The 11,823-nt window shown below is 67.9% G+C and carries 9 protein-coding genes; 3 read left to right on the top strand and 6 right to left on the bottom strand.

From position 1 onward, the window contains the following. Positions 1-292: 292 nt before the first annotated feature. From DM992_RS38800 to DM992_RS38780, 5 genes are all read right to left on the bottom strand, one after another. Complete coding sequence (locus DM992_RS38800; protein WP_111021502.1) at positions 293-1,555, bottom strand: MFS transporter; 1,263 nt, start codon at positions 1,553-1,555, stop codon at positions 293-295. A gap of 353 nt (positions 1,556-1,908) precedes the next feature. Next, the gene (locus DM992_RS38795; protein WP_111021501.1) at positions 1,909-3,396 is read right to left on the bottom strand and encodes an MFS transporter; all 1,488 of its coding nucleotides are present in this window, start codon (positions 3,394-3,396) and stop codon (positions 1,909-1,911) included. Between the two features lie 82 nt (positions 3,397-3,478). Then, positions 3,479-4,498: a cyclase family protein gene (locus tag DM992_RS38790; protein WP_111021500.1), complete on the bottom strand. Its 1,020-nt coding sequence runs from the start codon at positions 4,496-4,498 to the stop codon at positions 3,479-3,481. 66 nt (positions 4,499-4,564) lie between these two features. Continuing rightward, positions 4,565-5,845 carry a CoA transferase gene (locus DM992_RS38785; protein WP_111021499.1) on the bottom strand — a complete coding sequence of 427 codons (1,281 nt, stop codon included), beginning with the start codon at positions 5,843-5,845 and terminating at the stop codon, positions 4,565-4,567. A gap of 72 nt (positions 5,846-5,917) precedes the next feature. After that, the gene (locus tag DM992_RS38780; RefSeq protein ID WP_111021498.1) at positions 5,918-6,682 is read right to left on the bottom strand and encodes an IclR family transcriptional regulator; all 765 of its coding nucleotides are present in this window, start codon (positions 6,680-6,682) and stop codon (positions 5,918-5,920) included. A 233-nt stretch (positions 6,683-6,915) separates the two neighbouring features. Here DM992_RS38780 and DM992_RS38775 point away from each other — a divergent pair, with 233 nt between their 5' ends. The 3 genes from DM992_RS38775 to DM992_RS38765 all read left to right on the top strand — a co-directional run bounded on the left by DM992_RS38775 (position 6,916) and on the right by DM992_RS38765 (position 10,612). After that, positions 6,916-7,818: a CoA ester lyase gene (locus tag DM992_RS38775; protein ID WP_111021497.1), complete on the top strand. Its 903-nt coding sequence runs from the start codon at positions 6,916-6,918 to the stop codon at positions 7,816-7,818. Between the two features lie 193 nt (positions 7,819-8,011). Next, complete coding sequence (locus DM992_RS38770; protein WP_111021496.1) at positions 8,012-9,094, top strand: porin; 1,083 nt, start codon at positions 8,012-8,014, stop codon at positions 9,092-9,094. 45 nt (positions 9,095-9,139) lie between these two features. Beyond that, positions 9,140-10,612 (top strand): MmgE/PrpD family protein, encoded by a 1,473-nt coding sequence (locus DM992_RS38765; RefSeq protein WP_111021495.1) that lies wholly within the window; start codon positions 9,140-9,142, stop codon positions 10,610-10,612. A gap of 12 nt (positions 10,613-10,624) precedes the next feature. Here DM992_RS38765 and DM992_RS38760 read toward each other — a convergent pair whose 3' ends face one another. After that, entirely contained in the window at positions 10,625-11,554 is a 930-nt protein-coding gene (locus tag DM992_RS38760) for a LysR family transcriptional regulator (protein ID WP_111021665.1), read from the bottom strand. Positions 11,555-11,823: the final 269 nt, after the last annotated feature.

Here is an 11,823-nt window from a genome sequence, read left to right as displayed (position 1 = left end):
GGCCGGCAGGCGGCGGCACCGACCGCGATTCCGCCGGGGGATGCCGCAGCAAGGACGGTCAGATTAGCTGACGACATTAGACGGAGCGAGAGCCGATGAAGCCGATGCAGCAAGGAATGCGACGTCCTCGTCTCTTGATGCGATATTCACCATGTCAGTCCTTCAATATGAACGTGTTGCTGGATCGATCGGGTACTTCCGTTTCGATACAGGGAGAGCATGCGCCGGCCTGGAATCCGGCTGGCGCCCGGGCGGCATCGCGGCAGCGATGCGCGCGCCGTGAGAAGACACCTCAGTCGTAGACGCGCGAGCCGACGGACACGGTCGGCGCGGACCACTTTCGGCCATACGCCAGCATCATCACGAAGCTGAGGACGAAACTCAGGCCGCCGACCATCAGCAGGCCGAGCTCGCCGAGCACGGGCAACAGGTTGGTGAGGAAGCCCGTCACGACCCAGGCGATCGCCATCACGGAGCCGGCGACGCCGAGCGCCCAGCCCTGGCGGTCCTCGGCCACCGCGTCCGAATACGCGGTGTACATGGTGGTGTATGCAACCATGTCGAAGCAGCCGACCACCATGCCGAGCACCCAGAGCGTGTTTTCGTGAGGAAACAGCGCCGACAGCACTTGCCCGATGCCCGCGATCAGCAGGCCCGTCTTAGCGATGTCGACCACGCTCCAGATTTTCAGCATCAGCCGCACGATCACCATCAGCCCGAACACGAAGGACAGGCCGATCAGGCCGCTGAACAGGCCGAGCTGCGAACTCGTGTACTGGAATTTCGTCTGCAGCACCAGCATGATCGTCTGCAGATACAGCCCGTAGCCGACCTGCATCAGGAAGAACACGATCGACAGGAACGCGATGCGGCGGTGCGTGCCGGCCTGGTAGATGATCCGCAGCGGCATCAGCAGGTCCACACGCGTGTTGCCGGTCGGCGCGACCGCGTTGCGATATGACCAGAACGTCCAGAGCCCGCAGACGACCGACAGCGCGGCGACCAGCAGGAACGGCGTGCCGTAGTTGAAGAACGGTGCGATCGTGCGGTCCGACGTGACGCCGCCGAGCACGGGGCCGACGATGACGCCCGCGCTGAACGCGATCGACATGATGCTCATGTTGTACGCCTTGGTTTCCGGCGTGCTCATGTCCGTGATCGCGGCCTGCGCGATTCCTTGACAACCGGCCATCAGGCCGCTCAGGCCGCGTCCGACCAGCAACAGCGCGATACTCGGCAGCAGCGCGCCGAGCGCCATCAGGAAGTAGCTGAGAGCCAGGCCGAACACGCACAGCAGCATGATCTTCCGCCGGCCGTAGCCGTCGGACAGCTCACCCATCAGCGAGGAGCCGAAGAACATGCAGAACGGATAGACACCGTACCCGAGCCCCAGGTAGAAATTGCGGAGTTGCGGACTCGTATCGGCCCCGATGATGCCGGATTGGGGATCCGAGAAGATCGCCGCCATGATCGGGTACACGAGCCCGAACCCCATCGCGTCGATCGCAATGGCGAGCAGGCATGGACCCAGTAGTTTGATATTGAGTTTGGACATGTATGGCCTCGGTAGTAACGTGACAGCTACAGTAGTCGAAGGCCCGTTTTTCGAGTAGAGACGTATCTGCAATAGAAATTATCGTAGTTACCGATAACCGACGACGTCCTTTAGAAAATGCAAGGAGTGGCTGGTGGTGGCGGGTTTGCGGCCCGGCCGGGCATTGGTGCACGGACGGTAATTTAATAGGATGACGTAATAGACGGACAGATCGACAAAGACTTTCCGGGTCTCTGTCGCAATAGGGACGGCCGGCGATGCGGGGTGTCGGGAAGCTTGTTGACGACTACGCGACGGTGCTGCCGCCCTGAAACCGCTCGAATCCACGTCCTGCCCCGTTGCCGCCGGCGCCATTACACCGCCCCATCCCCGGCTCCTTTACGCCGCCCATCGACACGCCGCGTCGGCAACGCGGCGAGCCCGCGCACCGCCGCCGCGTTCTCGGCGCCCTCCTCGCTGCGGCCGGTGATCTCGTCCAGCGCCCGGTTGTTGGTGTACGGCCCGAACACCCCTATCGACACCATCACGATCAGCATGCTGCCGCCGATCAGCACGAACACCGCGGACACCCCGGCGCGTTCGAGCAGCAGCGCGACGATGAAACTGCTCGCGATTCCCGTCAGGCGACCGATCGAATGCACGAAGCCGAGCGCGCGCCCGCGGATCTCGGTCGGAAACACTTCCGACTGGTATGCGGTGCCGTTGCTCGCGAGCACCGTGTTGGACAGCGTGACGAGCAGGCCGAACGCGATTACGAACGGCGCCTGCGCCGACATCGCGAACGCGGTGCCGAACAGCGCGACGCCGAACGCCGACGCGACGATCAGCCACTTGCGCTCGATCCGGTCGGCGAGCAGGCCGGCGACGAACGGCGACACCGGATACGCGAACGCGATCACGAACGCATACCAGAGGCTCTTCGTGACGGTCGCGCCCTGCGCGGCGAGCAGCGTCGGCAGCCACTGGCTGAAGCCGAAGAAGCCGATGCTCAGGAATGCATTGAACACGATCAGCATCGCCGTGCGGCCGCGATGCCGCGCATCCCACATCGACGGAGCGCGCCGCGCGGCCGGCGTTGCGACGGCCGGCATCCAGACCGCGGGCAGCGGCCGGCCGGATTCCCGCTCGACCGCATGCTCGAGCCGCTGCAGCACGGCTTCGGCGTCGGCCTCGCGGCCGGTGCGGGCGAGCCAGCGCGGCGACTCCGGCAGCCGCGACTGCAGCCACCAGACGACGACCGCGCCGCTGCCGCCGAGCAGCACGACCCAGCGCCACCCGGACATGCCCAGCGGATCGCGCGGCACCCACAGCCACGACACCAGCGCGAGCACCGGCATCGCGAGATAGCCGACCGCGAAGCACAGCGCGAACGCACGGCCGCGCACGGCCTTCGGCACCAGCTCGGTCAGGAACGCGCCGATCGTGATCAGCTCCGCGCCGATACCGCAGCCCGCGATGAAGCGGCACACGAGAATGCCGAACGCATGGGTCTGCACGCACATCGCAAGGCTCGCCGCCGTGTAGAGCAGCAGCGCGCCGGTGAACAGCGCGCGCCGCCCGAAGCGGTCCGCGAGGCGCGACACGAACATCTCGCCGACGAACAACCCGGCGAACGTCGCCGCGCCGAGCGCGCCCTGGTCCGACATGCCGAGCACGCCGTGCGAGCCCGCGTGAAAGATGCCGTCGCGAATCAGCCCCGGCGGCAGGTAGGTCATCTGGAACAGGTCGTAGACCTCGAAAAAACCGCCGACGCTCAGGAACAGCACGAGCATCCAGATGCTGGCCGTTGCGGGCAGGCGGTCGATGCGCGCGGCAATCGACGCCGCATGGGAATGGGACATGGCGACTCCTCGATGATCCGCACGCGCGGGCTGCGCGAAGCGGCGGACAGCGCGCCGGCGCGGGTGCGCGCGGCGCCGGCGTTCATACGGTGGCGACCGGATTGACCGGCGACCCGACGAGCCCGCGCAGGTGCAACGGCGGCGCGGTCAGCAGGAAGCGGTTGCGCCGGTGCGCGCGCAACCAGTCGGCGAGCGGCGTCAGGTGCCAGAGCTCGCCGAGATGAATGCCGAGCTTGAACAGGCACAGCTCGTGCAGCGGCATCAGCGCGCCCGGCCGCTCGCGTGCCGACGGATGGCGCGGGCGCTCCTCCACCGCGTGGTTGTCCGCCGCGAGCGCGGCGAGCCCCGATGCATGGATCCATTCGAGCAGGCGCGAATCGTTGCCGTCGAGTACGCAGCACACGTCCGGCGCGGCCTGCTCGCCGCGCGCGTCGGCGTCGAGCAGGCGATCGGCGAAGCCCGTATGCACGCACACGATGTCGCCGCGCTCGACGACCACGTCGTCCTCGTGCAGTACCTCCATCCATTCCGCGTAGCCGATCTTGCGCCGCTCGTCGCCGAAGTGGCGGCGCAGGTCGACCAGCACGCCGCGCCCCTGCACGCCGGTTTGCGCCATCACCTCGATGCCGAGCGCGCGCGCACCGCCGCGCGGCGCACCCGCTTCGGGCACCTGGATGTGCTCGTCCATCCGGTAGCCGTTGTAGAACACGCGGGCTCGCTCGCCGTCGCCCGCCGGATCGAACAGCGAGCCGACGTGCGACAGCGCATCCCATTGCGTCGAGAACTGCGAGTGCATGCAGAACGAATCGTCGCAGACCACGTCGGTTGCGTTCGCAACCTGTTCGTCTGCCCGGTAGCCGAAATACGGCTTGCCGCCGAGCAGCGCCGGCATGATCGCCGGCGGCCGGCGCCGCGCGTTCAGCCCCCCGCCGCGCGGCACGTCGAGCGGCAGGCTCAGCGAAAACACACGGCCTTCGCGTACCTCCGCGACGCCGCGCAGCACCGCGTCGGCCGTCAGCCAGTTCAAGCGCCCTTTCTGATCGTCCGGGCCGAAATCCCCCCAGTTCGAGCCCGGTGGCCGATGGGTCCAGCGTGGCTTCATGGTGTCTCCTCCTTGTAATGTCCAGGGTGCGGCGGCCGTCCTTCGCGGCCGCGTCGCACATCGCGCCTAGCGCGCGCGGATCACGCCCAACCCGGCGAGCCGCTCGTATTCGCGTTCGCCGAGCAGCGGCAGCAGAATCTCGCGATTGTTCTCGCCGAGCGCGGGCGCCGGCCGGCGGAACGTGCCGGGCGTGGCCGACAGGCGCGGCGTGATGTTGTGCATCGGCAGGCTGCCGACGTCGTCGTCCGGCAGCTCGACGAGCGCCTCGCGCTCGATCACGTAGTGATCCTGAACGATCTGGGAGATGTTCTGGATCGGCCCGACCGTCACGCCGGCTTCCTCGAAGAACGCGAGATTGGCGTCGAGATCGCGCGCGGCGATGAATTCGCCGACGATCGCATCGAGCGCGTCCGCGTGCTGCACGCGCTGCACGTTGGTCGCATAGCGCGGATCGTCGATCAGGTCCGCGCGGCCGATCGCGCGGAACAGGCGCTCGGCCATCGCCTGCGTCGAACTCGACAGGCACAGCCATTTGCCGTCGCGGGTCCGATACGCGTTGCGCGGCGCGGTGTTCGACGAACGGCTGCCGGTGCGCGCCTTGATTTCGCCGGTCATCACGTAGTTCGCGGCGGCCGGCCCGAGGATCGACAGCAGCGGCTCGAACAGCGACACGTCGATCACCTGCCCCGCCGCGCCGTGCGCGTCGCGCGCATGCAGCGCGACCAGCACGGCGATCGCGCCTGACAGCCCGGCCGTCATGTCGCCGAGGAACATCGGCGGCAGCACCGGCTCGCGGTCGGCGAAGCCGTTGATCGCCGCGAACCCCGCATACCCTTCCGCGAGCGTGCCGAAGCCCGGCTTGTGGCGGTACGGCCCCGTCTGCCCCCAGCCGGAGATCCGCGCGATCACCAGCTCGGGACGGATCGCGAGCAGGTCGTCCGGGCCGAGCCCCATCTTCTCGGCGACACCGGGCTTGAAGCTCTCGACGAACACGTCCGCGTCGCGCACCAGCCGGCGGACGATGTCGATCCCCTCGGGCGCGCGCAGGTCGACGCACACGCTGCGCTTGTTGCGCCCGTACACCTTCCAGTTCGTGCTGATCCCGCCCGCGCCGACCGCACGCAGCGTATCGCCGCGCTCGCTCTCGACCTTCACGACGTCCGCGCCGAAATCGGCGAGCTGCACGCTCAGCATGTTGCCCGCCATCAGGCGCGACAGGTCGACGACGCGCACGCCCGCGAGCGGCCCCTGCGCGCCGGCGTCGAACGGTTTCGGATGGATCGGTCCGGTGGATGCGCGACGGCGCGCGCCGGCCACGTGAGCGGCCTGCGGGTCGGGAACGAACATGCTTGTCTCCTGGTTGGTGTGTGTCGTTCGATGCGGAATGCCGGTAAGGCGCGCGCTCAGCCGCGCACGACGCTACTCGAGCAGCACGCCGAGCTGGTCGGCCGCGCGGAACGCCGCGCCGGCGGCGGGCAAATCGCCGCCCAGCGCATGCGTCAGCTCGGCTGCGGCCGCCTGCACGCGCGGCAGGTAGTCGGCCAGCACCTTCTTGTTGAAGCGATAGCGCGGCACGCCGAGCGAGATCGCGCCGCTCAGCACGCGGCCGACGCCGAACGCCGGGCACGCGATCGCCGCGCTTTCCGGGTCGCGCTCGGCGATCGACACCGCGTAGCCCTGCTCGGCCGTCTTCTCGTAGTCGCCGCCGCGCATGCCGCTGAACGCGAGCAGCACGCGCCCGGCCGCGCCGGCGTCGAGCGGGAAGCGGTCGCCCTCGCGCAGATGCGTGCGCACCGAGCGCTGCGCCTGGATGCGGAACAGGCACACGCGCTGGTCGCCTTCGCGCACGTAGAACGCGGCCGTCTCGCCGGTTTCCGCCGACAGCTTCGACAGGATCGGCATCACGTACTCGCGCAGCTGGAACGACTCGCGATACATCATCCCGAGCTGGAACACGGCCGGCCCCAGCACGTAGCGCCCGTCCGGCAGGCGCTTGATGAAGCGGAACTGCTCGAGCGACTCGAACATCCGCAACAGCGTGCTCATGTTGAGCCCCGTCTCCTCGCTGACCTGCGCGAGCATCAGCCCGCCGGGCGCGTTGCCGAACGCCAGCAGCGCGGTCAGCGCGCGGTTGACCGCGGCCACGCCGCCCTCTGCCGGATTGCTTGTCTCCACCTTGTTCATGTCCACCTCGTGCGATGCCGGCAGAGTCGTGCCGCGTCGCGGCTGCCGGCATCAAAAAAAATGAAAGTCACTTTCATTATACGCAGATCATCGACGACATCAACATGAATCCGCGCGGCTTCGGTCGCTCATCTTCTTGCAACAGTCTTTGAAGCTAGGCGTTAACGATAATCTTGACGAATGCCCTCATCCACCACAAAAATGAAAGTGACTTTCATTTTTAGAGATCAACGATGAATTCGTCGCCTCAACCCGTCTGGCGCTCGCTGCTGTACGTCCCCGCCCACGTCCCCCGCTTCGTCGCATCGGCCGCCGCGAGCGACGCCGACGCGCTGATCCTCGATCTCGAGGACAGCGTCCCGCCCGCTTGCAAGGAGGCCGCCCGCGACGGGCTGGCCGAGGCCGTGCCTGCACTGCGCGCGCCGGGCCGCGACGTGCTGGTGCGCGCCAACGCCCCGCTCGACCTGCTGGTGCCCGACCTGCGCGCGGCCGTCCGTGCCGGCGTGGACGGCGTCGTGCTGCCGAAGGTGCGCGGCGGCTCGCACGTCGAGGCGATCGACGAACTGCTGGCCGCGCTAGAGGAGGAAACCGGCGCGCCGCCCGGCGGCACGCGGATCGTCGCGATCGTCGAAACGCCGCGTGCGTTCCAGTCGATGGACCGGATCGCGCGGGCATCGCCGCGCGTCGTCGCGATGATGCTGGGCGGCGGCGACTTCGCGCTGAACTGCGAAAGCGGCGCGGGCGCCGACGTGCTGCGCGTGCCGAAGCAGCTGCTGATCATCGCCGCGCGCGCCGCCGGCATCCTGCCGCTCGGCCTCATCGGCGGCCTCGACGAGCTGCGCGATCTCGACGCGTTCGAGCGCCTCGCGCGCGCGTCCGCGGAACTCGGCTATGCGGGCGCGACCTGCATCCATCCGCTGCAGGTCGGCGCGCTCAACCGCGCATTCCGGCCCGACGACGACGCGGTGCGCGACGCGACGGCGGTGCTGGCCGCCTACGACGACGCGCGCGCGAACGGGCGCGGCGCGCTGCGCGTCGACGGCAGGATGGTCGACGCGCCAGGCGTCGCGCGCGCGAAGCGTGTGCTCGCGCGTCACGCGGCCGTGCAGGCGCGTGCCGACGGCGTGCCCCGGTGATGCGCGCGCCGCCCTTCATCGCCGTGCGTCATCCCTGCGCACGCGCGCGTCGCGCGGTGCACGCGTGCGTTCCACCGCGCCGCTGCCCGTTCGCCGCCCGGCCCGGATAGCGTCGCCCCGCAGCACCGCCGCGCCGCTCGACCGACGCGGCGCCGCATTCAAATAAATAACAAACCCTGGAAGGAGACAAGCCATGGGCAAGCGGATGTCCGCACTGTGCGGACTGGGCCTCGTATCGGCCGGCGCCTGCGCGCAGAGCACGATCACGCTGTACGGCGTGGCCGACATCTATACGGAATTCCTCACCCACCAGGCCGCGCCCGGCGACAAGTCGTCGGCATCGCTCGTGCGGATGGCGTCGGGCGGCAAGAGCGGCTCGCGCTGGGGCCTGAAGGGCGTCGAGGAGCTCGGCGGCGGCTGGCAGGCCGCGTTCCGGCTCGAAAGCGGCATCAACCTGAACAACGGCATCGGCACCGGCGCGGGCGGCTTCGACCGCTCCGCGTGGGTCGGGCTGCAGCACCAGCGCTGGGGCGCGCTGCGGCTCGGCCACCAGTACTCGACGCTGTTCGACGTCATGGAGCGCTATTCGCCGACGGGCGCGTACTCGACGTTGTATGAGCCGGCCGGCGCGATCGTCGGCGTCAACTTCCGCGAGAACAACGTCGCCAAGTACCTGGCGAAGATCGGCTCGCTGACGCTCGAAACGCACTATTCGTTCGGCGGCACGCCCGGCGCGTTCCAGTCGAACGCCGCCTACGGCGCCGGCTTCGACTATGCCGGCGGCGCGTTCTCGTTCGCCGCCGCGTTCGACAACGTCAACACGCCGCAGCCGGGCGGCTTCGCGCATTTCCGCCGCTACGCCGCCGCCGCGATCGTGTCCGTCGACCGCGCGCAGCTGCTGGCCGGCGTCACGCACGGCCAGAGCGGTGTCGCCGCGCCGTCGGTCGTGACGCGCTACACGTTCTGGTGGGCTGGCGTGCGCTACGCGATCACGCCTTACCTGCAGGCGATCGGCGCGTTCTATTACGAGGACATCCGCGCGCAGAATCCGCCGAACGCGCAGACGCCCGCGCCGCACCCGGCCAATCCGCAGCAGGTCACGCTGCAGTTGAACTACTTCCTGTCGAAAGCCGTCACGCTGTACCTGGCGGGCGGCTACGCGCGCCGCGCCGCGCTCGATTTCGACAATTACAACTACAACTTCCTCCACTACTCGCTGGCCGCCGACCGCGCCGGCAGCGCGGGCGCGGCACTCGGCCTGCGCAAGCTGTTCTGAACTCGCCTCTCCCCCAGTTTCAGGAACCTTCGGAGTCTTCGAACCATGAATCGCCGCCACTTCCTTTCCACACTGACCGGCGCGGCACTCGCGCTGCCGCTCGCCCACGCCGGCGCGCTGCCGGCCGCCGGCGCAACCGCCAGCCGCCCGGATCTCGCGCAACAGCTCGCCGACTACGCGGCCGGGCTGCAGTATCGCGACCTCGACGCAGCGACCATCGACACGATCAAGGCGCATCTGATCGACGCGCTCGGCTGCGCGATCGCCGCGCACGACGAACGCCCGGTACGGATCGCGCGCGACGCGGCGCTCGCATCGCCGGGCGGCGTGTCGACGATCGTCGGCACGAACCGGCGCACGAGCCCCGATCTCGCCGCGTTCGCGACCGGCACCGCGCTGCGCTACTACGATTTCAACGACGCGTACGCCGGCAAGGAGACCGGCCATCCGAGCGACAACATGTCCGCGTGTCTCGCCGTCGCCGAAGCGCAGCACGCGAACGGCCGCGACCTGATCCTGTCGATCGCGATCGCGTACGAGATCGCGTGCCGGCTGATGGACGCCGCCGCGATCAGCCCGCGCGGCTGGGATCACACGTGCTATAGCCTGCCCGCCGTCGCGCTCGCTGCGGGCAAGCTGATGCGCATGCCCGCGCCGCAGCTGGTGCAGGCGGTGAACCTGTCGATCAACAGCCATCTCGCGCTGAACCAGACGCGCGTCCAGCAGTTGTCGAACTGGAAGGCGCTCGCCGATGCGGACGCGGCGCGCAATGCGGTGTTCTCGACGCAGCTCGCGCGCGCCGGGCTGACCGGCCCCGCGCCGATCTTCGAAGGCATGGCGGGGTTCTTTCCGCAGGTGTCCGGGCCGTTCGCCGTCGACACGCGCGAATTCGGCGGGCGCGGCGGCGCGTTCCGGATCGGCAAGTGCTTCGTGAAGTTCTATCCCGCGCAAGGGCTCACGCAAACCGCGATTCCGGCCGCGCTCGACGTCGCCGCGCAGGTCGGCGACCTGCGCCGCATCCGGCGCATCGAGATCCACACGACCGAAGTGGGCTACGTGACGGCCGGCCGCGACCGCGAAAAATGGGCGCCGTCGACCCACGAGACCGCCGATCACAGCCTGCCGTACATCGTTGCGCGTGCGATGCTCGACGGCGACATCACGACCGAGAGCTACCGGCACGACGCGCTGCGCGATCCGGCGCTGCGCGCGCTGATCGAGCGGATCACGGTGCACGAGGACCCGGCGCTGACCGCCCGCTATCCGGCGCAGGCGCCGAACCGGGTGACGGCCGTGTGCGAAGACGGCACGACCTGCGCGAAGCAAGTGGACGACCTGCCCGGCTCGCCGACGCGCCCGATGCGGCGCGACGACTACGACGCGAAGTTCACGAAGAACTGCCAGCGGCACTGGAGCCCGACGCAGATCCGCGCGGCGCTCGATTACCTGTGGCGGCTCGACGAGCAGCCCGACGTCGCCGCGCTGCCGCCGCTGCTCGTCGTCGGCCGACCTGCGTGAACGGCCAACGCCCTAAGCCTCCGCCGCGACGCCGTGCCGCTCGAGCGCTTCCGCGACCTCGACGATGCGGTCGCGCAGCCACGCATGTGCGTTGCTGCCGTCGTAGCGGCGGTGCCAGTACAGCGACCACGCGACGGGCTCCATCGCGAGCGGCAGCTCGCGGATCACGAGCCGCGCATCGTCGAGGCTCACCGCATGCCGCTCCGACATGATCACCGCGTACGGCAGCGCATCCAGCATGTTCGGCACGACGAGCCAGTGCGGCACGTTGAGCGCGATGCGCCGCGTACAGTTCATGTTCGCGAGCAGGTTGTCGACCAGGCTGTGGTCGACCGGGTTGATCGTCACGTTGAGGAAGTCGAGCGCGAGGAACCGTTCGAGCGTCAGCGGCCTGCCCGCGTCCGGATGACTGCGGCTCATCACGCAGACCATCCGGTCATGAAACACGGTTTGCGACGACAGCGTGCCCGAATGTTCGAGGCCCGCGCTGACCGCCAGGTCGAGCAGCCCCGATTCGAGCGCGTCGGCGGTCTTGGCGGCGCTCATGTGCACGATGTCCATGCCGATATTCGGGCTGGTCAGGCGCATGCAGCGCAGCAGGGCCGGCAGCAAAAGCAATTCCGTGAGATCCGACATGCGCACCGTAAAATGGCGCTCGGACGTAAAAGGATTGAATTGATAATCCGATTCAAATAATTCCTCGATTTGTTGCATGATCTGTCGAATCGGCATGGCCAGCGCCTGCGCGCGCGGTGTCAATTCCATGCCGACCGCGGTGCGCGCCAGGATCTCGTCCTTGAACACGAACCGCAGCCGCGCCAGTGCGTTGCTGACGGCCGGCTGCGTGAGGCCGACCTTCTGGCCGGCCCGCGTGACCTGTTTCTCCGTCAGCAGCGCATCGAGTATGACCAGCAGGTTCAAATCGATCGAACGTAGATTCATGTTTGCGACCATCCACTAAAACAGGTTAATCACCGCCTCCGATCACGATTGCGAAATTCCGTAACCGGAGCAATCACCTGATATTTAGTGCAATGCACAAGAATAGTCCAATCTTGACTTGTCGATATTTTTTAGATAACGAGCAATATTATTTATGGCTTTAAATTAAATTGCCCGTTTCGCGTCGATTCTTCTGAATACCTTGTCAATCGGCAATTGAATTCGTACTTTGCACAAGCCGGTCGCGCTGCAAAAAAAAGTGCGGGCGG

Origin of the sequence: Burkholderia sp. JP2-270 (genome assembly GCF_003233675.1) — a bacterium.
GTDB lineage: Bacteria > Pseudomonadota > Gammaproteobacteria > Burkholderiales > Burkholderiaceae > Burkholderia > Burkholderia pyrrocinia_C.
This window is presented reverse-complemented; position numbering and strand designations above follow the sequence as displayed.